The sequence below is a fragment of the Actinoplanes cyaneus genome, from assembly GCF_016862095.1.
GTDB lineage: Bacteria > Actinomycetota > Actinomycetes > Mycobacteriales > Micromonosporaceae > Actinoplanes > Actinoplanes cyaneus.
On sequence record NZ_BOMH01000004.1, the window covers coordinates 1 to 23,541 of the forward strand.

The following is a 23,541-nucleotide window of genomic DNA, read 5'->3' on the forward strand; positions in this document are numbered from 1 at the left end:
GGCGAGGCTGTTGTTGTCGGGCGGGCGGGGCTCAGGTGGGGAGGCGGAGGGTGAGGACTGTTCCGGGGGTGGCGGGCGCTGCCGCGACAGTGCCACCGTGCTGGGCCGCCGTCTGCGCCACGATGGCCAGGCCCAGCCCGGAGCCGGGCATCGAACGGGCGGCCGTCGCGCGGTAGAAGCGGTCGAACACGTACGGCAGATCCTCCTCGGCGATCCCCGGGCCGTTGTCGGTCACGGTCAGCTCCGCCCAGCCGGGCTCCGCCGCGGAGAGCCGGACCTGGACCGTCCCGCCCGGCGGGCTCCACTTGGCCGCGTTGTCCAGCACGTTCACCACCATCCGCTCCAACTCGCCGGGGCGCCCGGACACGGTGACGGAGTCGAGCGCCGCGTCGTACGTCAGGCCGGGCGCCCGGATGCGCACCCGGTCCAGCGCCGCCGACACGACGTCGGCGAGGTCGACCGGCTCGACCGTCTCGCGGGTCGCCTCCTCACGGGCGAGCTCGACCAGTTCCGTGGTGAGCGTCGCCAGCTCCCGCACCTGGGCGTCGAGGTCGGCCAGCAGTTTGGCGCGTTCCTCGGGCGGCAGCCGATGGGCGAGCTCGGGGCGGCGTTCCAGCTCCAGCAGCAGCTCCACATTGGTGCGGATGCTGGTCAGCGGCGTACGCAATTCGTGCCCCGCGTCCTCCACCAGCGTCCGCTGCGCGCGGCGGGACGCGTCGATCGCGGCGAGCATGGCGTTCACCGAGCGACCCAGCCGGGCGATCTCGTCGTCGCCCTGCACCGCGATCGGATGGTCCAGGTCCTGGGTGACGGCGACGTCCTCCACGGACGAGGTGAGCCGTTCGACCGGGGCCAGGCCGGCGCGCGCCACCGTACGCCCGAGGAAGGCCGCCCCCGCGATCCCTGCCGCACAGCCGAGCGCGAGCAGCGCCGCGAACGCGGTCAGGACCCGTGAGCTGGAGTCCTCGTCCATCCCGACCTGCACGGCCCCGCCGTCGGCGAGCGGGAGGGTGAGCATCACGTACGAGTCCTGCCCGAGCGTGATCTTCTCCTGCACCGCCCGCTGGACGGAACCGGCCGCGATCTGCTTGGCGGTGTCGGTCACGGGCAGGGTGGTGCGGCTGCCACCGGCCGCGGCGCCGGTCGCGTCGAGGATCTGCCAGCACGGCCCGATCTCGCGGCCGTGACCGCCCGGGCCGCCCCGGCCCCACGGCGGGTGACCGGTGGTGTCGCGGGTGCGGGACGACTCGGTCGCCAGCCACTGGTCCGGGTTGGCCGCGATCGACGCGGCGTCGCTGCTCAGTTCCTGGAGGACCTGGTGCTGCTGGATCTCGCGCACGGCGATCCACGCGCCGGCCGCGACGAGCAGCACGGCGGCCCCGACCGCGCCGGTGACCAGCAGCGACAGGCGGGCGTGCAGGGTGCGCGCCCGCCACCAGCGCCCCGGGAGCAGGGTCACAGCGGCTCCTCACGCAGCACGAAACCGACCCCGCGGACGGTGTGCAGCAGCCGCGGCTCGCCGTCCGACTCCAGCTTGCGCCGCAGGTAACCGAGGTAGACGTGCAGGCTGTTGGACTGCTCGCCGAAGTCGTAGCCCCAGACCTGCTCGAACAGCGCGGCCCGGGTCAGCACCTGCCGGGGGTGGCGCAGGAACGCCTCGAGGATGTCGAACTCCGTCCGCGTCAGCTTCAGGGGTCGCCCGCCGCGCTGCGCCTCCCGCGTGCGGGGGTTGAGGCGTACGTCGGAGAAGGTGAGCCATTCGGTCTCCGCCGGGACGCCGCCGGCCGGCGTGGTCAGCGCCGAGCGGCGCAGCAGCGCACGGATGCGCGCCAGCAACTCCTGCAGGGCGAACGGTTTCACCAGGTAGTCGTCGGCGCCGGCGTCGAGCCCGGCGACCCGGTCACCGACGCTGTCGCGGGCGGTGAGCATCAGCACCGGCAGCAGCACGCCGTCGGCGCGCAGCCGCCGGCAGGCCTCCAGCCCGTCCATCCGCGGCATGCTGACGTCGAGGATCAGCGCGTCCGGCTCGCCGGAGCGGACGGCGTCGAGGGCCTGCACCCCGTCACCGGCGATGTCCACCTGATATCCCTCGAAGCGCAGGGTGCGCGCGAGCGAGTCACGCACCGCCGCGTCGTCCTCCACCACCAGGATCCGCATGCCCTCCACCCTGCCAGCACCCCCGGCGATCAGGACAGGTGGGCGGCGTCGAGCGCGGACTGCAGCGACTCGAGGTAGCCGTCACTGGTGACCGTGGCGCCGGAGACGGTGTCGATCTTCGCGCTCTGCGCCGACAGGGTCTCCTGGACCAGGGTCGGGATCGCGGAGGCGTTGATCTCCTGGTCACGGCGGTTCTCGGTGGGGTACACCGGCACCGTGACCGCGGTGATCCTGCCGTCGGCAACGGTGATCTGGACCTGCACGTCGCCCCAGCGGGTCGACGCGGTGTCCCCGGTGTAAGTGGTCCCGCTTGCGCCTGTGTCCGTCGACACAGCCGCGGTCGTGGCCGCCGCGGGCGCGCTGTTCGTGCTGGTCCGGTAGCTGAACAGCAGCACGAGCACGGCGACGGTGGAGAGCATCCACAGAGTGATGCGGCGCATCAGAGTCCTTTCACCAGGAGAAGAGTTCGGTGTGCAGCCGGTCGGCGCGGACCCCGGCGGCCTGCGCCGCGGCGCAGGCCGACTCGGTCCAGGCCTCGGGCCCGCAGACGTAGACGTGGGCGCCGGCGATCTCCGGCGCGATCCGCTGAAGGGCGCCGTCGTGCCCGGCGAGGGTCCCCGGCAGCCAGGAGGGCTGGGCGCCGCGCGGCCCGAGCAGGGTCACGATCCGCACCCCGCGATGCGTGGCGAACCACTCCAGCTCGTCGCGGAACGCCAGCTCGCTCTCGGTCCGGGCGCGATAGATCAGCGTCGCCTCACCCGGCGCGTACGGGAGCTCGCCCAGCAACGACAGCAGCGGCGTCACCCCGATCCCGCAGGCCATCAGCACGACCGGCCCGCCGGTGTACGTCTCCCCGGTCAGCTTCCCGTACGGCCCCTCGACCAGCACCTTCGTCCCCGGTCGCAGGCCGCCGACCCGTGAGCTGCCGTCGCCCAGGTTCTTCACGGTGATCCGCAGCCGGTCGCCGTGCGGTGTGGCGGAGAGCGAGTACGGATGGGCGCGGGTCCACCCCGGCCCGTCCAGGAACCGCCACTGGAAGAACTGTCCCGCCCGGGCCGGCAGCTCGCCGAGCCGCCGGCCGGTCAGGTGGACCGAGGTCAGTCCCGGCCCCTCGGCGACGACGTCGGTGACGACGAGGCGGTGCCGCCAGTTGCGCCAGGCGGGAAGCCCGATCCGGTACGCGAGGACGGCCCCCGCCGACACGGCGTAGAGCGTCCACCAGTAGGCCCGGGACACCGCCGACCCGACGAAGTCCGTGCCGGTCCAGAGCTGGTGCGGCAGGGCGAGCCCGACCCCCAGGTACGCGTAGAGGTGCAGCAGGTGCCAGGACTCGTACCGCAGTTTGCGCCGCGCCACCCGGATCGACGTGACCACGACCAGGACCAGCAGCACCGTGCCGGCCGTGGCGAGCAGCATGCCCGGGTACGTCAGGATCAGGTCCCCCAGCTCGGCGACCGCGTTGGCGTGCGACGCCGCGGCGTACCCCAGCGTGATCGTCAGGATGTGCACGACCATCAGCCAGAACGACGTGAACCCGGTCCACCGGTGCCAGCGGGCCAGCCGGTCCTGCCCGAACGCACGCTCGACCAGCGGGATCCGGGCCATCAACAGCACCTGGAGCAGCAGCAGGTCGGACGCGATCAGCCCGGTGAGCCGGCCGGCGGAGGTCAGCCCGAAGTCCTGCAGGCCGCGGTTGCCGACCCAGAGCGCCACGACGATCAGCAGGCTGACCGCTGCCGCGACGCCGCCCACGTCGGCGTACCACCGCGGCGTGGAGCGGGGCGGGGCGGTCTGCGGGGGCGCTGCTGTCGTGGTCATGACGACCAGATTCGGTACCGCTCCTAAGACCAGGACCAGGTGAAACGTAAGGAATCCCTAAGAACGCCGGTTCCGGGTACGGCGCGATCACCGCCGGCGCGATCGCGCTGACCGCCCCCGTCGACGGCGTCAGCCCGGTCACCACGTCGTCGACGCCCGTGCCGGTCGCCGTCCGCGAGCACCCGGGTGGTCCCGCCCCGGCCGCGCTCCCGCTCCCGGCTGGTTCTCACCGTGGTCACTCGTCCCGCGTGACCACGGTGAGAACCAGCCCGAAAGGCGGGGCGGGCACGGTCAGCGGTCCGCGATGACCACGCCGGGGTTGGCCCGCAGGAACGAGGCGACCCGGTCCTCGGCGACGGCGGTGAAGAACGGGCCGACCGTACCGGGAAGCTGCTCGCCCTGGTAGACGCCGCCCTCGAAGAGTGCTGAACCGGGCAGTCCGACCCCGGTCATGTCCTTGATCCGCAGAACCTTCATGGCCTGCGCCCAGTCCGCGATCCCCCGGCCGCCGCCGACGAACGTCAGCGAGCTGCCGACCGACGCCGTGACCTGCGCCAGCCGGGCCGGGTCGCTGATCACCGTGCGCTTGAGCTTCTTCGCGAGCGCCTTCACGAACTGCCGCTGGTGGCGCTGGCGGTCGTAGTCGGAGCGCGGCAGCCCGTAGCGCTGGCGGCAGAAGTCGAGCGCCTCCCAGCCGGTGAAGTGCACCGGATTGTCGCTTCTGGGGTAGGCCTTCTGCGCCCCGATGTACGGCCGGTGGCAGTTGTCGTGTCCCGGGCACTGCGGCATCCGGTCGCGGAGGCTGCCGTCCGGTTTGCGGTGCTCGGAGACGACGTCCTGGTCGACCGGGACGCTGATGCCACCGACCGCGTCGACGAACTTCCGGAAGCCGCCGAAGTTGAGCACCGCCCCGGCGTCGAACCGCCGGATGCCGGTCACCTCGCTCACCGTCTGGGCGAGCAGCTCGAAACCCTGGGCCGCGCTGTACTTGCGCTCGCCGATCCGGCTGCCCAGCGCCATCGCCGCGTTGATCTTCGCGCGCTGGGCCGGGCTGCCGGACTTCGCGAACGCCGGGATCCGGACCACCAGGTCGCGTGGGAGGGAGAACAGCACGGCGCCGCTGCGGTCGGCGGGAATGTGCGCCACGATGATCGAGTCGGCGAGCGGCGCGGTGTAGTCGTTACGCGGGTCGATACCGACCAGCAGCAGGTTCACCGGGCCGGCCGGGACGGCGGCGGCCACCGCGGCCGGGGCTGCCAGGAGGCACCCGGCCACCACCGCGAACCACGCCCAGAACCGTCGCCTCATCGCCCGTACCTCCGGTTTCGCCCGACCTGCCGCCTGTCGAAGCTACGCGGCTTTTGGGCGCCGATGGGCGTTTTCCGGCAATCAGGCCCCGAGAGCGGCGCGCTCCGCCTCGATGGTCGTGTCGGCGCCGTGACCGGTGTGGACGACCGTCTCCCCCGGCAGCGCGAACAGCGTCGCCCGGATCGAGGCGACGATCAGATCCGCGTCCGAGTACGACCGGCCGGTGGCCCCCGGCCCACCCTGGAACAGCGTGTCGCCGGTGAAGACGGCGGTCAGCTCGGGCGCGTGCAGGCAGACCGCGCCGGGTGCGTGCCCCGGGGTGTGCAGGACGGTCAGCGCGGTCCCGGCGATCTCGACGCGGTCGCCGTCGGCCAGGTCCTTGTCCCAGCTGACGCCGGGGCCGTGGGTCAGCTCCCACAGCGGCCGCTCGGCCGGGTGCAGCAGGATCGGCGCGCCGGTGCGCTCACGCAGGGCCGGGGCGACCCGGACGTGATCGTCGTGCGCGTGGGTGCAGACGATCGCGGTGACCCGCCGGTCGCCGACGACCGCCAGGATCGCGTCGACGTCGTGCGGCGCGTCGATCACCACGCACTCGGTGTCGTCGCCGATCACCCACACGTTGTTGTCGACGTCGAAGGTCTGCCCGTCGAGGCTGAACGTCCCACTGACCACACCATGATCGACCCGTGCCCGCTGCATGCCCCGATTCTGCCCTGCCCGCGATGACCCGGCCCGGCCGCCCCGTGAGCGGGGCGGCCGGGCCGGCGGGAATCAGCCGGCGCAGGCGGCCTTGAGCTCCTTGACCGCGGCGTCCAGCTTCGCCTTGCTCGGCGCCTTCTTCGGGTTGGCGTTCCAGGCCTCGTCCAGCTCGTCCATCGCGCCCTTGACCTTGTCGGCCGCGGCCGCCACGTCGGGAGCGGCGCCGATGGAGTACGCCGACATCGCGGTCGAGCCGGCGATGTACTGGGTCGAGACCGCGATGTAGCCGGCCGGCGGGCCGATCTTCTCCGATGCCGCCGCCTGCTTGGCCGTCTCGTTGACCGCCTTGATCAGCTTGGTGCAGGCTGTCTTGGTGACGGCGTCGTCGGCCGGAGCCGTGGATGCCTGGGTCGTGACGGCCGCCGGAGCGGACGCCGCCGTGGGCGCGACGGGCGCGGCCTTCGGCTCGGTGGCCGGGTCACACGCGGTGAGCGCGGTGACGACCAGAACTGCTGACAGTGCTACCCCGTAAATGCTTCGCACTACATTCCTCACACTCAATACGTCGCTGTGCGGGGCGAGCGTAACGAGCGTGATTCCTGCTTATATACCGCTTTCGTGCCAACCGGAGTCCCTCGGGGACGCGGCCGGCACCTGATTCGCACCCGAGCCGCTCCGGACACGCACCCGCGGCTCGGCACTGTTGCGCCATGAGCAACGCCGTGAGCGCGGTGGCGGCTCGGCGTGTCGCGGCATGGCACCTCTGCCTGGGCGCCGCACCGATCGCCATCGCCGCGTACTACCTTCTCGTCCACCTCGGGATTCTGCCGGGCACACAGGTCGCCCTCTACGTCAGCGCCAACGCCGCCTTCGCGGGTGCCGCCCTGGTCGTCGCCCGGCGCGACCGCGAGCTGCGCCCGATCATGCTGCTGCTGGCTGCGTCCGGGCTGGCGAGCGTCGCGGCCGACATCACGTTCTACTTCCTGGCCCTGGTGGACGGGGAGGTCGCCTACCCGAGCATCGCCGACGTCGGCTATCTGGCGGCGTACCCGCTGATGGCGGCGGGGCTGTTGCTGATCATCCGGCGGCGCACGCCCGGCTGGGACGGCGCCAGCGCCATCGACGCCGCGATCGTCGCGGTGGGCGTCGGCTATCTGGTCTTCGAGCACATCGTCGCGCCGACGATCCAGGTCACCTCCGGCACGTTCACGCAGTTGGTCTCGGCGGCCTACCCGGTCGGCGACCTGATGCTCATCATGGTCGGGGCCCGGCTGATCCTCGGGGCCGGGCCGCGCAGCTCCGCGCTGCGCCTGATCGGCGGCTACCTGGGGCTGGTGCTGTTCGCCGACACCATGTACAGCATCCAGTCGCTCGCCGGCACCTATCACGTCGCGAACTACCTGGACGCGATCTGGATGACCTCCGGTTTCCTCTTCGCCGCCGCGGTGCTGCACCCGTCAGCCCCGAAGCTGATCGCCCGGTCGAACGCCGTCACGCCCGACGCGACCACCGGCCGCCTCGTCGTGCTGGCGGTGGCCGCGGTCACGGCGCCGGCGTCGCTGCTGATCCAGCACCTCGGTGGGCGGCGGCCGCACGTGGTCGTCGCCGCGGTCGTGTGCATCGGGCTGTTCCTGCTGGTTCTGGCCCGGATGGCGGGACTGGTACGGCTGCAGCGGCTGGCCGCGATCACCGACGGGCTGACCGGGCTGCGCAGCCGCCGCTACTTCGAGGAGACCCTGCGTCACGAGGTGGACCGGGCGGCCCGGCACGGCGACCCGGTCGGGTTGCTGCTGCTCGACATCGACCACTTCAAGCAGGTCAACGACACGTACGGCCACGGCGGCGGGGACCGGGTGCTGATCGAGGTCACCCACCGGCTGCGGGCCCTGGTCCGGCCGGGCGACCTGGCGGCGCGATACGGCGGCGAGGAGTTCGCGGTGCTGCTGCCCGGCGCGACGCCCGAGGAGACCCTGGAGGTTGCCGACCGCATCCGGCGCGGCATCGGCGGCGCCCCGATCGCGGTCAGCGACGGTGTGCTCCGCGCCGTCACGGTCTCGGTCGGCGCCGCCGGCGTGCCCGCCCTGCGCGACGCGGACGAGCTGGTCCTGGCCGCGGACCGGGCGCTCTACGCCGCCAAGAACGCCGGCCGCGACCGCGTCGCCTCCGCCGCCTGACCAAGGCCGCAACCGCGCAGTCTCAGCCGCTCACCATCGGCCGCGACCGTGCAGCCGATCGGGCGGCGTCGAGGCGCTCCAGGTCGGCAGGGGCGCCCCCGCCCGCCGCGACGGACGCGGCCGATTGCCCGCACCGGGCCGCTGGGCGGGTCCGGGTTCCGGCTGGTGCTCATGGGCGTTATTCGTCCCGAATAACGCCCATGAGCACCAGCCGGAGAGGGTGACGCGCGTCGCCGGCCCGAGCGAGTGCGGAGTTCGCGGTCCCGGCTGGTTCCGGCGGTGGTCACGAGGCACGAATGACCACCGCCGGAACCAGCCCGCAAGAGCGGGACGCGCCGCTTCGTCCGTGGCCGCAAGATCGCGGGGTCCTTTTGAGCGGGACCACCCATGGAGGCCGCCCTGGAGGGCTTCGCGTTCTGGCCGGCCACGGCCTGCGGAGCCCGGAAGGGTCCCCGCGGGAGCTGCGGACTGGGACCACAGCGGACCTGGGACCTCAAGATTCTGATCTTTATCGGTCGCCCCAGACCTCCGCGGCGGTCTCGACGATGAGGCGGAGTTTGGCGACCTGCTCGTCGTAGGTGAGGACGTTGCCCTCGACCGTCGACGAGAAGCCGCACTGCGGGGAGAGGCAGAGCTGGTCGAGCGGGACGTACTTCGCGGCTTCGTCGATGCGGCGTTTCAGGGTGTCCTTCGATTCGAGGGCACCGCTTTTCGTGGTGACCAGACCGAGAACGACCATCTTGCCGGGTGGCACGAAGCGGAGCGGGGCGAAGCCGCCGGAGCGGTCGTCGTCGTACTCCAGGAAGAAGCCGTCGACGGCGAGCTCGCTGAACAGCGCCTCGGCGACGAAGTCGTAGCCGCCCTCGGCGGCCCAGGACGAGCGGAAGTTGCCGCGGCACATGTGCGTGGTGACGCGCAGCCCGGCCGGGCGGTCCTGGATCGCGGCGTTGATCTGGCGGATGTAGCGCAGGTGCTGGTGGTCCGCGTCGTCGCCGCGTTCGGTGAGCTGGCGGCGCTGGTCGGGATCGTTGAGGTAGGCCAGGCTGGTGTCGTCGAGCTGCAGGTAGCGGCAGCCCATCCCGGCGACGCGGCGGACCTGCTCGGCGTAGGCGGCGCTGAGGTCGGCCCAGAACTGCTCCTCGTCGGGGTAGACAGCCGGATCGATGGCCGCGCGGCCACCGCGGTAGTGGACCATGCTCGGCGACGGGATGGTCAGCTTGGCGGTGATGCCCTCGCCGACGGCTTCCTGGAGGAACGTGAAGTCCTGACCGAAAATGGTCTCCGTGAGCCGGATCGGCGCGTCGACGGCGAGGGCGGCGGACTCGAAGTCCAGCTCACCGCCCGCGTTCCGGAAGTGGACCTGGATCTTCTCGTCGGTCGGCCGGATGCCGCCGAGCCGATAGATGAAATCCATGTGCCAGGCGGTCCGGCGGAACTCACCGTCGGTCGCCGAGCGCAGGCCGGCGGCGCGCTGCATCCGGACCACATCCCGGATCGCGTCGTCCTCGATCGCGCGCAACTGCTCGGCGGTGATCTCGCCGGCGGCGCGCTTGGTGCGGGCTTCGAGCAGGTGGGGCGGGCGGAGCAGGCTCCCGACATGATCCGCCCGGAACGGTGGCGTCATCCCCCCACTCAACACCCTGGATCACAGATTGGAAAGAACTCGATCGATCTGTCCGAGCGCCAGACCCATGCCCTCCTGCATGCCCATCTTGATCAGGCGGTCGAAGGTGTCCGCGTCCGGGAAGTGATTGACAACGGTCATGCGGGTCTTCCCGCCGACCTCGTCGAGGGTGACGACCGCGTGCACCGGCACGTCGCCGGCGAGCGGCTCGCCGTTGTCGTCGGCGAACCCGTCGTCGTACTCCAGGCGGTAGGGCGCCTCGATCGTCGTGATCGTCCACCAGCCGTGGGCCTTCGTGCCGTCCGGGCCGGTCATGTAGTAGCGCGCGGAGCCGGTCGGCACGAACTCGTGGCGGACGAACGTGGCCGGCCAGGTCGGCGGGCCCCACCAGCGCTCCAGCTTGCGCGGATCCGCCCAGACGCCCCAGACCTGCTCGATCGTGGCGTCGAACTCGGTGACGAAGGTGAGCGTCAGCTCCTCGGTGTTCCGGGTGGTGCCGGTGACGGTCATGACTGTTCCTCCAGGATTCTCGCGATCCGGCCGGCCCGTTGCCGCCAGATCTGCTCATACGCGTTCATCAGCCCGTCGACGGTGCCGCGCAGCGTGTCCGGGACGCCGTGGACGATCTGCTCGCGGCCGCGCCGCTCCTTGGTGACCAGACCGGCCTGCTCCAGGACGGCGACGTGCTTCTGCACCGCGGCGAAGCTCATCGGATAGAGCCGTGCCAGGGCGGAGACGGACATCCCGGCGCCGAACACGCGGGCCAGGATGTCGCGACGGGTGGCATCGGCGAGCGCGTGGAAGACGCGATCTTCACTGCCCTCACCTACAACCATGTGGTTGTACGTTAGTCGCGACCTGCCGTGATCACAACCCTTCACCGCATTTCCCCACCCCATTTGCTCGTACGTGTTTTGTACCTTTTAATAACTATTGTACGTTTCGGAATCCGGCGTCCGACCGGCTGACGCCCTTCGGATAACGTGCGCTCATGACGTTCTCGATCGTGGGCCGGTCAGCGGACGGAACGGCCCTGGGCATCGCCGTGGCCAGCAAATTCCTCGGAGTCGGCGCGGCGGTTCCGGCGGCGCTGGCCGACGTGGGCGCGGTGGCGACGCAGTCCTACGCGAACCTCGCCTATCGCCCGCAGGGGCTCGCGCTGCTCTCGTCCGGAGTGCCGGCCGACTTCACGGTCCGGGCACTGATCGCCGGTGACGACGGGCCGGTCGGGCACCGCCAGGTCGGGGTCGTCGGCACGACCGGGAACGGGGCGACGTTCACCGGCGACGACTGTCACCCGTGGGCCGGCGGGACGGCCGGGGACGGGTATGCGATCCAGGGCAACATGCTGGCCGGCGCCGCGGTGGTGGGTGACATGGAGAGCGCGTGGCTGGCGTCGGCCGGCGAGTCACGGCTGGCATATCGGCTGGTGGAGGCGCTGCACGCCGGGGACAAGGCGGGCGGGGACCGGCGCGGGCGGCAGAGCGCGGCGTTGCTGGTGGTCGCCAAGGGACTGGGGTACGGGGGCACGAGTGACGTCCTCGTCGATCTGCGGGTGGACGATCACCCCGACCCGGTCGCGGAGTTGGCCCGGCTGCTGACCATGCACACGCTCTACTTCGAGCGGCCCGATCCCGCGGTGCTGATCCCGTTGACGGGTCCGGTCGCCGCCGAGGTCGCCGAGCGCCTGGCCTCCCTCGGCCATCAGGATCCCGACCTCGACGAGGCGCTGGCATCGTGGGCCGGGATCGAGAACCTGGAGATGCGGATCGTTCCGGGATCCATCGACCCGCTGGTCCTGGCACAACTACGCGCCGCCACTGTTTCCGGCAAATAGCGCATCCAAGTCTTTCCGTCCTGGAATGATCATTTACGGGGACGTAAAGGTCAGGGAACGGTGGGACAAATGGGATTCGAGGATCGATCAACCGCGCCGGTGATGAACCGGCGCGCCATCATCACGCTTGATTTTCCGGGTACGGTGCCGGCCGTCTGCCGGCTCGAGCCCGTGGATGCCGCCCCGGAGAGCCGATTCGTGGTGCGGCGCGACCTCGCTCCCGCGCAGGCCGGGGTCCCGATGATGTTGCGCGTGCGGGTGCTGGACGCGGTGGACCGGCCGCTGCCCGGCGCGGTCCTGGAGATCTCCCACCGGGCGCCGGGCGCCTCCGACCCGGCGCTCCACGGCGCGCAGGTGACCGATCCGCACGGGTACGCCGAGTTCAAGACGGTCTTCCCGGGCTGGGAGCCGGACGTCCCGGCCGGGATCGACGTGACGCTGCACCTGGCCGGCTCGCGGGACACCGGACGGCTGCACTTCCCGGCACAGGTGACCAGCCAGGTGGCGGGGCTGCCCGCCTACCGCGGAAACCCGGCGCCGCCATCGCCGACGTCCGCCGGGGTCCCTCACGTGCTGCCGCCGCCGGCCGCCGGAATCCCTCACGTGGTGCCGCCGACGCCGGCCGGGATCGCCCACGTGGTGCCGCGCGACCGCTATGACCTGACCGCCGGCCTGCTCGTCACGATCAGCGCTGTCACCGAACACTGAGCCGCAAGTGCCTGCGGACCAGCGCTGTCACCGAACACTGAGCCGCCACCCGCGAGCGGACGGTTGCCGTCCCACCACCCGCGAGCTGACCATTGCCGTCCTGCCACCCGTGAGCGGATCGTTGCCGTCCTGCCACCCGCCGACGGGCAACCTCGAGCCTCGCTCTCTCGCGTCAACCGCGCAGGTAGGCCAGGACCGCGCGGACCCGGCGATGATCATCGGCATCCGGCGGCAGGTCCAGCTTGGTCAGCAGGCTGTTGATGTGCTTGGCCACCGCCGCGTCGGTGACCACCAACTCCCGCGCGATCGCGGCATTCGACCGGCCCTCGGCCATCAGCCCCAGCACCTCACGTTCCCGGGCGGAGAGGCGGTCCAGCGGCCCCTGCCGCCGGGCCAGCAACTGCCGGACCACCTCCGCGTCGACGATCGTCCGCCCGGCGACGACGGCGTTCAGCGCGTCGACGAACTCGGTCACCTCGCCGACCCGATCCTTGAGCAGGTAGCCCAGGCCGGAGGACGGCCCCGAGTCGAGCAGCTCACGGGCGTAGGTCTGCTCGACATACTGACTGAGCACCAGCACCGGGAGCTGCGGGTTCGCGGCCCGCAGGGTGAGCGCCGCCTGCAGCCCCTCGTCGCTGAGCCCCGGTGGCATCCGGACGTCGGTGACCACCACGTCGGGCTGATGCTCCGCGACCGCCTCGATCAGCTCCTCGGCGTTGCCGACCGCGGCCACCACCTCGTGCCCGAAGTGCCGCAGGATGCCCGCGACGCCCTCCCGGACGATCACCCCGTCCTCCGCGATGACGACCCGCAGCCCGCCGTTGCTCATGACCCCGCCGTTGCTCATGACCTGTCTCCGTCCCGCACCTGCTGCCGCTCGCCGCGGACCCCACCGGTCACCTCGGTCTCCCGGACGAGGAGACCGTCGTTCTCCACGCGCCGGCCGGGACGGGGATCTCGACTCGCAGTGCCGTCGGGCCGCCGGGCGGGCTGGCGATCGCGACCGTGCCGTCGACGACCGAGACCCGGTCGACCAGGCCGAGCAGGCCCGAGCCGGCGGCCGGGTCGGCGCCGCCGCGGCCGTCGTCACGGACCTCGACGATCAGGCGTCCCTGGTCGACGCGGCCGAAGACGCTCGCCCGGGTGGCGCCGCTGTGTTTCGTCACGTTCGCCAGCGCCTCGGCGATGACGAAGTAGGCGGTGATCTCCAGCGCGGGCGGCAGGCGATCGGGCAGCGAGACGTTCAGGTCGACCGGCAACGGCACTGTCGACGCCACCTCACCGGCCGCCGCGGCCAGGCCCCGATCGGTGAGCACCTTCGGGTGCACACCACGGATCAGCTCGCGGATCTCGGTCAGCGCCTGCTTCGCCAGTTTCTGTGCCTCGACCAGGTAGGACATGGCCGGGCTGTCGGGCGGCAACTCCAGCCGGGCCATGCCGAGCTGGATGTTCATCGCCACCATCCGCTGCTGGGCGCCGTCGTGCAGATCCCGCTCGATCCGGCGGCGCTCCACCTCGAACGCGTCGACCAGGCGGGCCCGGGAGCGGGTCACCTCGATCAGTTTCTCGTCGGCGTCGTGTGCCCGCGGGGCCAGGATCGCCCGGGCCATCGCGGCCCGCGCGCCGGCCCAGGCGGTCACCGGCCAGGCGAGCACCAGGGTCAGTGGCACCCCGACCGCGGCCAGGGCGAGCCGCGAGGTCATCGGCTCGTCGTTCATGTAGAACGGCGCCCCGAAGGTCGTGAGCACCTCGTAGAAGACCCCGCCGACGACCAGCGTGTCCATCCAGCAGAGCAGGCTCGCCGAGAGCGTCGCATAACCCAGCTCACGCCACGTGGCCTGCTCCCGCAGCCGGGTGGCCAGCCAGGCCCGCATCCCGGGCCGGGGCACCGGCCGATGCGGGTCGGGCAGCTCCTCCAGGTCGACCAGGCGCACGCGCCGGCGCTCCATGCGGGCCACCACGACACCGCACAGGATCGTCGCCACATAGGCCGCCAGCCCGATCACGACGATCGACAGCACGGCGCCGACCAGGATCAGGGCGATGACCGCGAGCAGGGTGGCGAACCCCAGGAACGCGCCCCCGCTCAGGTAGACGAGTGAACGCCACGGCCAGGCCGAGCGCAGGAACTCGGTCGGCCGGAGCGTGAGCGCTTCGAGCGCGTTGCGGACCGGCATGAGGGGCACGGTACCGCCGGGGCGGGCCGCTGACAGTAGTGCTGGCGTTACCTCTGGGACTCACCCCTGCGTGAATGTGCCGGGCTCCCGAAACCGGTTGGCTGATCCGCATGACGACGCGAGCAGACAAAGCCGCCGTGGCAAACGCAGCCGCCGTAGCAAACGCAGCCGCCGTAGCAAACGCAGCCGCCGTAGCTAACACAGCCGCCGTGGAGATGCGTGCGGTCACCAAGCGCTACGGCCAGGGCGGCAACACGGTGACCGCCCTGGACGCGGTGGATGCACGATTCGCCCCGGGCACCTTCACGGCGGTGATGGGCCCGTCCGGCTCGGGCAAGTCCACCCTGTTGCACTGCGCGGCGGGTCTGGATCGGGTGACCGCCGGCGAGGTCCTGATCGACGGGGTGCCGATCGGAGGGCTGAACGAGCGGGCGCTGACCCGCCTGCGCCGCAAGCGGGTCGGTTTCGTCTTCCAGGCGTTCAACCTGATCCCGGCCCTGACCGCGGCGCAGAACGTGGTACTCCCCCTGCGCCTGGCCGGTCGCAGGCCCCGGGCCGGCGAGGTGGCCGCGATGCTGGGCGAGGTCGGCCTGGCCGAGCGGGCCGGGCACCGGCCCGCGGAGTTGTCCGGCGGCCAGCAGCAGCGGGTGGCGATCGCCCGTGCTCTGGTCACCCGGCCGGCGGTCATCTTCGCCGACGAGCCGACCGGCGCGCTCGACGCCCGTTCCGGAGCCGAGGTGCTGCGCCTGCTGCGGGCCGCGGTCGATCGGCACGGCCAGACGATCGTGATGGTCACCCACGATCCGGTGGCCGCCGCGCACGCCGACCGGGTGCTGTTCCTGGCCGACGGCAGGGTCGTCGACGACCTCGCCGGTCCGGTCGGCGCGGAGAAGATCGCCGTGCACACCGCCCGGCTCGAGGAGTCCGCCCGATGATCGCGTGGGCGATGGTCCGCCACCGGTTCGCGAGCTTCGCCGGCACGTTCGTGGCGATCGCGCTGGGTGTGGCAGTGGTGGCCGGCTCGGTGACGCTCTACCTGTCCTCACGGCCGCAGCCGCCCGAGCGGTACCGGGCGTCGCCGGTGATGGTGCAGGCGCCGTCGGTGGGCACCAACAACTACGGCGAGCCGGAGATCCGCTCGTGGACTCCGGCCGAGCTGACCACGATCTCCGCGACGCTGCGGCAGGATCCGCGGATCACGGCGGCGATCCCCGATCCGTTCTTCTACGTGCAGAGACAGGGCAGTGAGGACCCCGGGTCGGCACAACTGGACGGCCACTCCTGGTCGTCGGCCGCGCTCGGTGGTTACCGGCTCACCGCGGGCGCCGCACCGGCGAAGAAGGGCGAGGTGGTGGTCGGGACACTGCCGGGGAGCACGACCGGCGCGGAGGTGACGCCCGGCGGCACGATCCGGGTGCTGACCTCGATCGGGCCGGAGACCTGGACCGTCAGCGGGACGACCGACGGGCCCGGCTACTACGTGACCGGGGGTGACGCGCTGGCGCGGGCTTCCGGCGTACGGGCGATGGGTCTGCTCGTGCAGGGTGACCAGGCGCAGGTGGCCGGCGCGGCGCAGACGCTGCTCGGAGCGTCCGGCACGGTCCGCGCCGGGCCGGACCGGGCCGCCCTGGAGCCGGCGGCCGTCACCCGGATCCGCTGGCTCGGCGGGCAGCTGCTGATCGCGATGGTCACCCTCGGCACGTTCGCCACGGTCTTCGTGGTCGCGTCGACGTGCGCGCTGACCGCCGCGCAGCGACGGCGGGAGCTGGGCCTGCTGCGGGCGGGCGGTGCGACGCCGGGACAGGTCCGGCGCATGATGTATGCGGAGACGGCGCTCATCGCCCTGCTCGCCGGCCTGACCGGCGCCCCGCTGGGTGCCGCGCTCGCCCCGCTGCTGGCCGGCCCGATGACCGATCTGGGCCTGGAGCCAGCCGGCTTCGAGGCGACCTGGCAACCGCTCGCCGCCGGTGGCGCCGTCCTGCTCGGGCTGGTCGTCGCGCTGGCCGGGGTGGCCGTGGCGGCGCGCCGGGCGAGCCGGGTCCCGCCGTTGGCGGCCCTGCGGGATGCGGCCGCCGAGACCCGGTCGATGACGCCGTCGAGGTGGATTCTCGGCCTGCTCAGCGTCGCCCTGGGTGCGGCGCTGCTGGTCGCGATGCCGTCGATGGACACCAATGTGAAGACGACCGCCGGGATGGGCGCGGCGATGCTGCTGCTGACCGCGGGCGCGCTGCTCGCCCCGGTGGTGATCGGTCCGCTGGTGCGCCTGGTGACCGGCCCGTGGCGCGGCTCGGCGACCGGAATGGTGGTCCGGGAAGGCACCCTGACCGGGGTGCGGCGCGTCGCTTCGACGGCCGCGCCGGTGCTGGTCACGGTCGGCATGACGGTGCTGCTGACCGGGATGGTGGCGACCATCGACGAGGCGTCCGGGATCGACGAGGCCGCGAAGATTCCGGCGGGGACCGTGCTGGCGCCGCACGGCACCCCCGGGCTGAGCGAGGCCGCGGTTCGTGCGCAGACCGGCAGTTCGCGGCTCGGCACCCGGGTGCTCGTCGAGCACGGGACGGCCGTCACCGGTGAGGACGCGACGGGCGTCGACGGCGCGCCGGTCACGCTCACCCCGGAGGCGGCGAAGAGGCTGGGCGCTTCGGCCGGATCGCCGATCAGCTTGCGGCTGGCCGACGGCACGGTCACGTCTGTCGAGGTACTGAAGGTGGACGCGCACGCCGCGGCCCCCGTGGTCCTTCCCCGGGAGCTGGTGCGCCGGCACGATCCGGATGCGCTGACCGGTGTGGTCATGCTGAGCGGTGAGCCTCGGGCGGCTGCCGGGGCCAGGGCCCTGACCGCCGGTGACTACGCGCGGGAGCTGGTGGCGGAGGAGGGTGACCTCGTCGATCTGTTCCTGTGGGTGCTGATCGGCCTGACCGCGGGATACACGGCGATCGCCGTGTCGAACACGCTGCTGATGGCGACGGCGGCGCGACGGCCGGAGTTCCGGGCGTTGCGGCTGGCGGGCGCGGGGCTCGGGCACGTGCTGCGGGTCACCACGGCGGAAGCGCTGCTCGCGACGTTCGTGGGGGCGCTGCTGGGTGGCGCGGTCGGCGGATTCTCGCTGACCGGGGTGCGGGCCGCTGTCGAGCAGGAGCTGGGCGTGCAGGTGGCCCTGCACCTCCCGTGGAGTGCGGCGATCGGGGTGACCGCCCTGTGCGCGCTGCTGGCGGTGATCGCCACGGCGGTGCCGGTGCTGCGCCGGACCGAACTCGCCCGCTGACCCGGCGCGGTCAGCCGGACCGCTGCGGCGGCGCGGTGAGGTGGGCTTGCTCGCTGGTTTGCCGGAGCGTGCGGGAAGCGGCTCCGGCAGGGTGATCAACGACGACGTTTGGGGTTGAAGCGGTGCGCGGCGGTGAGGGTGAGCGTGGACCAGCGCATGGCGTCCAGGGCCGGGACGGCCAGGTCCTCGGAGCCGGGTTCGCCGGCTTCGTAGGCGCGGACCGCGTTCAGGACCTTGCCGAGGCGGCCGGTGCCGTGGGTGAGGGCGTCCGAGACGTCAGCGGTCAGGGGCAGGTGCTCGACCATCTGCTCCGGGCTGAAACCCATCAGGCGGCCCATGCCGGTGACCAGGCCGGCCACGAAGGCGGCGCCCGGGTCGGCGCTGAAACGCTGGGCCAGGTTCTCGCAGAGGCGGGCCTGGGTCAGCGCGGTGAGCAGCTGCTCCTCGGGCGCCTCGGCGACGTCGTCGACCACCATGAGCGTCGCCCAGCGGCGGATCCGGGTCAGACCGACCAGCATGACGGCCTGGCGCACCGAGGAGATCCGGCTGACGACGCCGGCCGCGACCGAGTTGCTGACCCGCAGGACACGCATGGCCAGGGCCGGGTCGCTGACGATGATCGAGGTGATCTTCTCGAGCTGGACGTCCGGGGACATCAGGGCCGCGACCAGCTCCAAGCGGCGCAGCCGCGACGGGGACAGGCTGGGCGCGGTCAGCACCTGGGGGCGGCTCAGCGCGTACCCCTGGCGCAGTTCCATGCCGTAGCGGTCGGCGATCGCGATCTGTTCCGCGGTCTCCAGCCGTTCCGCGACGAGCTGGATCCCGGCGAACTGACGGCAGGCAGCGACGATCTCGTCGAGCCGGCTCAGGTCGCCGTCGAGCAGGTCGAGCTTGACGAAGGAGGCCAGCCCGAGCAGCTGCTCGTGACCGGAGCCCCAGACGAAGTCGTCCAGGGCGATCCGGTAACCGGCCTCGGCCAGCGCGGTGATGCCCTCGATGACCTCGTCGTCGACCTCGACGGTCTCCAGAACCTCAAGCACCACCTGCTCGGGGCCGAACGGCAACGGCAGCCGCCCGGTCACGAACTCGCGAGTGAGGTTGATGAAGCACGGACGATTCCCGGCCACCTCGGCGATGCCGAACTCGGTGAACGCGTTGATCATGACCGTGCTGGTGGCATAAGTATCCTGCCGGCCGGACGCCACGTCGTCCATGCGGCCGCGGAAGAGCAGCTCGTACGCGACGACGGCGCCCGAGGCGTCAAAGATCGGTTGACGACCGACGTGCACCGCATCCATCACCGGAATTCCCACGCCGACGCCATCGGCATAAAACGCGGCGACCTGACGAATCCGGGCAGGAAAACGGTCTGTCGCCACGAAGAAACCTTGGCGAAACGGTGGGTTCCGCCGACGCGACGCACATGTTGGGATGAGATCGCCGTCACAGCGCCATTTGAAGGGATTCCCCCGGATGCTCAACCTCTCCGTTCTGCTGGAGGACAGCGCCCGCCGCTACCCGGAGCGCGCCGCGGTGGTGCTCGGTCCGCAACGACTGACCTACGCCCAGGTCGAAGCGGCGGCGAACCAGGTGGCGAACATGCTGGCGGCGCGTGGCATCCAGCCGGGCGACAAGGTCGCGTTGTCCTGCCCGAACCTGCCGTACTTCCCGGTGATCTACTACGGGATCCTGAAGGCCGGCGCGGTCGTCGTCCCGCTGAACGTGCTGCTCAAGGGCCGCGAGATCACGTACCACCTGAAGGACTCCGAGGCGAAGGCGTACTTCTGCTTCCAGGGCACGCCGGAGCTGCCGATGGGCGCCGAGGGCCACGCCGGCTTCAGCGGCGCCGAGGACTGCGAGCACTTCTTCCTGGTGACCGCGGACCCGGCGGCCGCGTCGCCGATCGAGGGCGCGGAGACGCTCGGGCAGGCGCTGGCCGGTCACGGCCCGGCCTTCGAGACCGTCCTGCGCTCCGAGACCGACGCCGCGGTGATCCTCTACACCAGCGGCACGACCGGCCAGGCCAAGGGCGCCGAGCTGTCCCACTCGAACCTGGTGCTGAACGCGCTGACCTGCAACCGGCTGTTCAAATCCGAGCCTGGCACCGACACCCACCTGCTGGTGCTGCCGCTGTTCCACTCGTTCGGCTCGACGGTGAACATGAACGCCGGCTTCGCGGTCGCGGCGACCCTGGTGCTGCTGCCGCGCTTCGAGGCGAAGGCAGCCGTGCAGTTGCTGCAGAGCGAGGACGTGACGTTCTTCGCCGGCGTCCCGACGATGTACTGGGGGCTGCTGAACGCCCTCGGCGACGACGTCGACGTCGAGCGGATCGCCCGGAACATGCGGGTCGCCGTCTCCGGCGGCTCCAGCCTGCCGGTCGAGATCATCAAAGCGGTCAAGGAGCGCTTCGGGGTCAGCATCCTCGAGGGGTACGGGCTGTCGGAGACCTCGCCGGTCGCCACGTTCAGCGACCCGGACAGCGAGCCTCGCCCCGGCTCGATCGGCATCCCGATCTGGGGTGTCGAGGTGAAGCTGATCGACGCGGAGTGGAACACGGTGACCGGCGCCGACGAGATCGGCGAGATCGCGGTGCGCGGGCACAACATCATGAACGGGTACTACAACCGGCCGGAGGCGACGGCCGAGGTGCTGAACAACGGCTGGTTCCGCACGGGCGACCTGGCACGACGCGACAAGGACGGCTTCTACTACATCGTCGACCGCGCCAAGGACATGATCATCCGAGGTGGCTTCAACGTCTACCCGCGGGAGATCGAGGAAGTGCTGATCACGCACGAGGCGGTCTCGCTCGCCGCGGTGATCGGGGTGCCGCACGCCAGCCACGGCGAGGAGGTCAAGGCGTTCGTGATCCTGCATCCGGGCGCGACGGTCACCGAGGAGGAGCTGGTGGCCTGGGGCCGGGAGCAGATGGCCTCCTACAAGTACCCGCGGATCGTGAAGATCGTCGAGTCGCTGCCGATGACCGCGACCGGCAAGCTGCTCAAGCGCGAGCTGAGCTGACGACCGGCACGACCGGGCGATCCGGGCGCGGCCCGCACGAACGCGCCGGGTCACCTGGGCGCGGCCGGGCTCGGGCTCGCCGGGTTGCCCGACGCGGACACACCGGATGGCCTGGGCGCGGGCCGGTGCGGACACGCCGGGTGGCCCGGTGCGACCCGGTGCGGACGCGCCGGCCGGGCCGATGGCGCGGGCGGCGCGGGGCGCGGCCGCGAAAACGACGCTCGGCGGGTATCCCGCCGAGCGTCGCCGGTCCCTAGACTCGCACCCACAAAAGAGGCCGCGAAGCCGCCCGTGATCGCTTGCATCCGTGACGCACAGTGGACGGGCAGGCACCCGCGCCGTACAGGAGGCAAGCGTGACGACAGCCCTGGCGCGACGGACCCCATCACCGGCCGCGGCCTACACGCCGCCGCCCGAGGGCCTCGTGCACCGGGTTGCGGGTCTGCGCCGCACCTCCCCCGGCCGTCTGCAGCTGATCCTCGCCGCCCTGCTCACGCTGGGCCTGCTCACCGGCCTGATCGCCGGGCTGACCGCCCACGCGGCCAGCTCCGGCACCGCCGGGCTCGGTGATCGCGCCCAGCCGCTGCTGGTCAAGGCCGAATCGGTCTGGTCGGCGCTGGCCGACGCGGACACCACGGCGGCCCAGGCGTTCCTGGCCGGGGGCCTGGAGCCGGACACGCTGACCCAGCGCTACGACGCCGATCTGGCCGCGGCCGGCACGTCGCTGGCCGGGGCGGCCCGGCTGGTGCCGGCCGGCAGCGAGGCCGCCACGGCGATCGACGGGCTCTCGGTCGGCCTCGCGAAGTACGCGGCGCTGGTCGCCACGGCGCGCGCCGACAACCGGCAGGGGCTTCCGCTCGGCGCCTCGTACCTGACCGCCGCCTCCACACTCAACCGGGACACCTTGCAGCCGCAGGCGCAGGCGCTGTTCCGGATCGCCACCGACGAGATCGACGCGGGGTACGACTCGGCGCACAGCTCGTGGTGGCTGATCGCGATGCTGGTGCTGGCCGTGGCGCTCGGCGTCGCGCTGCTCTGGGCCCAGGGCTACCTGAGCCGGACGACGCACCGCACGTTCAACGTCCCGCTGGTCGCCGCTACCGGCCTGTTCGCGCTGCTGATCCTGCTGACCGTGACGGTCTTCGCGAACCAGCGCAACCATCTGGGCGAGGCCGCCCGGGAGGGTTCGGAGCCGGTGGCGACGTTCGCCCGGCTGCACATCGCGGTGCTGACCGAGCGCGCCGACGAGGCGTTGACCCTGGCCGCGCGTGGTTCCGCGGACCGGGAGAAGGATTTCGACCAGACCACGGCCACGATCGACTTCGGCGACACGCGCCTGGAGCCGGCGCACGAGTTCGCCGTCGCCGCGAGGCAGCAGCACGACGCCTATCTCGCCACGCACGATCAGGTGCGCGGGCTGAGCGAGGGCGGCGACTACGACGGCGCGGTGGCGCTGGCCGTCGGTGATCAGGCGTCCCGGCAGTTCGGCGAGTTGCGGACCACGCTGGAGGGCGCGATCGACAACCGCGAGGCCGCGTTCACCGAGCAGATCGGTGCGGCCGGCGAGTGGCTCGACCTGCTGACCCTGATCGGCCCGCTGCTGGCGCTCGGCATCTGCGCGCTGGCGGTCTTCGGCATCCGCGCCCGACTCGAGGAGTACCGGTGAGGCGCCCCGTGGAGCAGCGCCCAGCTGCCCGAGTTCTGATGAGCATCCATGTGAAGGAGTGCCGGTGATGACGCGGACGCGCCTGGCCACGATCGCCGTCACCGCGGCGCTGCTGCTCGGCGCGGCCGGGTGCTCCGGCGATTCGTCGCCGCGCTACGACGAGGCCACCGCCGCGCCGACCGCGGGCCAGCCGGGGGCCGGGCAGTCCGCGGCGCCGGCGCCGACCCCGGCGAACTGCGATCCGCGTGCCAGCCGGCGCCCGGACGGCGCCCTGCCCGCGCCGGGGCAGATGCCGGCGGGCACCCTGATGGCGGAGATCCGCAAACGTGGCCGCCTGATCCTCGGCACCAGTCAGGACACGCTGCTGTTCAGCTCGCGGAACCCGTTCACCGGCAGGATCGAGGGTTTCGACGTCGACATGGCCCGCCTGGTCGCGCAGGCCATCTTCGGCGATCCGAACAAGCTGGAGATCAAGGTCATCGCGTACGACCAGCGCGTCAACGAGGTCCTTCTCGGCAAGGTGGATCTGGTGGCGGACACGATGACCGCGACCTGTGACCGGTGGAAGGACGTCGACTTCTCCGTCATCTACTACGAGGCCGGGCAGAAGGTGCTGGTCAGAAAGGACTCGACGGCCAAGAGCATCGAGGATCTGGGGAAGAAGAAGATCTGCTCGGCGGCGGGCTCGACGTCGTACGACAACATCGGCAAGGTGAAGAGCGAACCGGTCGCCGTGGCGAAGCCGACCTTCGGTGACTGCCTGGTCGCGTTCCAGCAGAACGAGGTGGACGCCATCTCCACCGACGACACGATCCTGGCCGGGATGGCGGCCCAGGATCCGTACGCCATGGTGATCGGTGACCGATTCACCCAGGAGCCGTACGGGATGGCGATCAACCGCAATCACCCGGAGTTCACCCGGTTCGTCAACGCTGTGCTGGTGAAGGCGGCGCAGGACGGCACGTGGACGAAGACCTACGAGAGGTGGCTGGGCGGCACGGCTCCGAAGCCACCGGTGGCGCAGTACCAATGACGGCCCCTTCGGTAGCTCCCGCCGACGCCGAGCTGGCGCGACTTGGGACCG

Annotated in this window: 21 protein-coding genes; 8 read left to right on the plus strand and 13 right to left on the minus strand. The window is 71.8% G+C overall.

Annotated elements, in window-relative coordinates:
* Window positions 1-31: 31 nt before the first annotated feature.
* The 7 genes from Acy02nite_RS02690 to Acy02nite_RS02720 all read right to left on the minus strand — a co-directional run bounded on the left by Acy02nite_RS02690 (window position 32) and on the right by Acy02nite_RS02720 (window position 6,525).
* The gene (locus Acy02nite_RS02690; RefSeq protein WP_239174115.1) at window positions 32-1,459 is read right to left on the minus strand and encodes a HAMP domain-containing sensor histidine kinase; all 1,428 of its coding nucleotides are present in this window, start codon (window positions 1,457-1,459) and stop codon (window positions 32-34) included.
* Window positions 1,456-2,157: a response regulator transcription factor gene (locus Acy02nite_RS02695; RefSeq protein WP_203738158.1), complete on the minus strand. Its 702-nt coding sequence runs from the start codon at window positions 2,155-2,157 to the stop codon at window positions 1,456-1,458. The genes Acy02nite_RS02690 and Acy02nite_RS02695 overlap by 4 nt, the downstream gene beginning before the upstream one ends.
* Window positions 2,158-2,186: 29 nt before the next feature.
* Entirely contained in the window at window positions 2,187-2,597 is a 411-nt protein-coding gene (locus tag Acy02nite_RS02700) for an FMN-binding protein (RefSeq protein ID WP_203738159.1), read from the minus strand.
* 10 nt (window positions 2,598-2,607) lie between these two features.
* On the minus strand, window positions 2,608-3,975 hold the full coding sequence (locus Acy02nite_RS02705; RefSeq protein ID WP_203738160.1) for a ferredoxin reductase family protein: 1,368 nt from the start codon (window positions 3,973-3,975) through the stop codon (window positions 2,608-2,610).
* A 291-nt stretch (window positions 3,976-4,266) separates the two neighbouring features.
* Window positions 4,267-5,283, minus strand: a complete 1,017-nt coding sequence (locus Acy02nite_RS02710; protein ID WP_203738161.1) for an LCP family protein — start codon at window positions 5,281-5,283, stop codon at window positions 4,267-4,269.
* An 81-nt stretch (window positions 5,284-5,364) separates the two neighbouring features.
* The gene (locus tag Acy02nite_RS02715; protein ID WP_203738162.1) at window positions 5,365-5,982 is read right to left on the minus strand and encodes an MBL fold metallo-hydrolase; all 618 of its coding nucleotides are present in this window, start codon (window positions 5,980-5,982) and stop codon (window positions 5,365-5,367) included.
* Window positions 5,983-6,054: 72 nt separating this feature from the next.
* Window positions 6,055-6,525, minus strand: coding sequence for a hypothetical protein (locus Acy02nite_RS02720; protein ID WP_203738163.1), 471 nt, complete (start codon window positions 6,523-6,525; stop codon window positions 6,055-6,057).
* 167 nt (window positions 6,526-6,692) lie between these two features.
* On the opposite strand from Acy02nite_RS02720, the gene Acy02nite_RS02725 reads away from it, so the two are divergent.
* On the plus strand, window positions 6,693-8,156 hold the full coding sequence (locus Acy02nite_RS02725) for a GGDEF domain-containing protein (RefSeq protein WP_203738164.1): 1,464 nt from the start codon (window positions 6,693-6,695) through the stop codon (window positions 8,154-8,156).
* Between the two features lie 508 nt (window positions 8,157-8,664).
* On the opposite strand, the gene Acy02nite_RS02730 is transcribed toward Acy02nite_RS02725, so the two are convergent.
* From Acy02nite_RS02730 to Acy02nite_RS02740, 3 genes are read right to left on the minus strand one after another with little or no spacing between them, the layout of a single operon-like run.
* Window positions 8,665-9,780 (minus strand): 5-methyltetrahydropteroyltriglutamate--homocysteine S-methyltransferase, encoded by a 1,116-nt coding sequence (locus Acy02nite_RS02730; protein WP_239174117.1) that lies wholly within the window; start codon window positions 9,778-9,780, stop codon window positions 8,665-8,667.
* A gap of 21 nt (window positions 9,781-9,801) precedes the next feature.
* Window positions 9,802-10,290, minus strand: a complete 489-nt coding sequence (locus Acy02nite_RS02735; RefSeq protein ID WP_203738166.1) for an SRPBCC family protein — start codon at window positions 10,288-10,290, stop codon at window positions 9,802-9,804.
* Window positions 10,287-10,616 (minus strand): ArsR/SmtB family transcription factor, encoded by a 330-nt coding sequence (locus tag Acy02nite_RS02740; protein ID WP_203738167.1) that lies wholly within the window; start codon window positions 10,614-10,616, stop codon window positions 10,287-10,289. Before Acy02nite_RS02740 ends, Acy02nite_RS02735 begins: the two co-directional genes overlap by 4 nt.
* Window positions 10,617-10,771: 155 nt before the next feature.
* Here Acy02nite_RS02740 and Acy02nite_RS02745 point away from each other — a divergent pair, with 155 nt between their 5' ends.
* The gene (locus Acy02nite_RS02745) at window positions 10,772-11,617 is read left to right on the plus strand and encodes a DUF1028 domain-containing protein (RefSeq protein ID WP_203738168.1); all 846 of its coding nucleotides are present in this window, start codon (window positions 10,772-10,774) and stop codon (window positions 11,615-11,617) included.
* A 69-nt stretch (window positions 11,618-11,686) separates the two neighbouring features.
* Window positions 11,687-12,325: a peptidase associated/transthyretin-like domain-containing protein gene (locus tag Acy02nite_RS02750; protein WP_203738169.1), complete on the plus strand. Its 639-nt coding sequence runs from the start codon at window positions 11,687-11,689 to the stop codon at window positions 12,323-12,325.
* 172 nt (window positions 12,326-12,497) lie between these two features.
* Here the strand turns inward: Acy02nite_RS02750 and Acy02nite_RS02755 are convergent, their stop codons facing one another.
* Together Acy02nite_RS02755 and Acy02nite_RS02760 are read right to left on the minus strand one after the other, a co-directional pair.
* Window positions 12,498-13,172, minus strand: coding sequence for a response regulator transcription factor (locus tag Acy02nite_RS02755; RefSeq protein WP_239174119.1), 675 nt, complete (start codon window positions 13,170-13,172; stop codon window positions 12,498-12,500).
* A gap of 49 nt (window positions 13,173-13,221) precedes the next feature.
* Window positions 13,222-14,502, minus strand: a complete 1,281-nt coding sequence (locus Acy02nite_RS02760) for a sensor histidine kinase (protein ID WP_203738170.1) — start codon at window positions 14,500-14,502, stop codon at window positions 13,222-13,224.
* A 215-nt stretch (window positions 14,503-14,717) separates the two neighbouring features.
* Between Acy02nite_RS02760 and Acy02nite_RS02765 the strand changes: the two genes are divergently transcribed.
* Both Acy02nite_RS02765 and Acy02nite_RS02770 read left to right on the plus strand, forming a co-directional pair.
* Window positions 14,718-15,437: an ABC transporter ATP-binding protein gene (locus tag Acy02nite_RS02765; protein ID WP_203738327.1), complete on the plus strand. Its 720-nt coding sequence runs from the start codon at window positions 14,718-14,720 to the stop codon at window positions 15,435-15,437.
* Window positions 15,434-17,770 (plus strand): FtsX-like permease family protein, encoded by a 2,337-nt coding sequence (locus Acy02nite_RS02770; RefSeq protein ID WP_203738171.1) that lies wholly within the window; start codon window positions 15,434-15,436, stop codon window positions 17,768-17,770. Before Acy02nite_RS02765 ends, Acy02nite_RS02770 begins: the two co-directional genes overlap by 4 nt.
* 95 nt (window positions 17,771-17,865) lie before the next feature.
* Here the strand turns inward: Acy02nite_RS02770 and Acy02nite_RS02775 are convergent, their stop codons facing one another.
* Complete coding sequence (locus Acy02nite_RS02775; RefSeq protein WP_239174121.1) at window positions 17,866-19,083, minus strand: EAL and HDOD domain-containing protein; 1,218 nt, start codon at window positions 19,081-19,083, stop codon at window positions 17,866-17,868.
* A 160-nt stretch (window positions 19,084-19,243) separates the two neighbouring features.
* On the opposite strand from Acy02nite_RS02775, the gene Acy02nite_RS02780 reads away from it, so the two are divergent.
* The 3 genes from Acy02nite_RS02780 (at window position 19,244) to Acy02nite_RS02790 (ending at window position 23,490) form a co-directional block, all read left to right on the plus strand.
* Complete coding sequence (locus Acy02nite_RS02780; protein ID WP_203738172.1) at window positions 19,244-20,791, plus strand: long-chain-fatty-acid--CoA ligase; 1,548 nt, start codon at window positions 19,244-19,246, stop codon at window positions 20,789-20,791.
* 355 nt (window positions 20,792-21,146) lie between these two features.
* Window positions 21,147-22,457 carry a GlnX family signal transduction membrane protein gene (locus Acy02nite_RS02785; protein WP_239174123.1) on the plus strand — a complete coding sequence of 437 codons (1,311 nt, stop codon included), beginning with the start codon at window positions 21,147-21,149 and terminating at the stop codon, window positions 22,455-22,457.
* 67 nt (window positions 22,458-22,524) lie between these two features.
* On the plus strand, window positions 22,525-23,490 hold the full coding sequence (locus Acy02nite_RS02790; RefSeq protein ID WP_203738173.1) for a glutamate ABC transporter substrate-binding protein: 966 nt from the start codon (window positions 22,525-22,527) through the stop codon (window positions 23,488-23,490).
* Window positions 23,491-23,541: the final 51 nt, after the last annotated feature.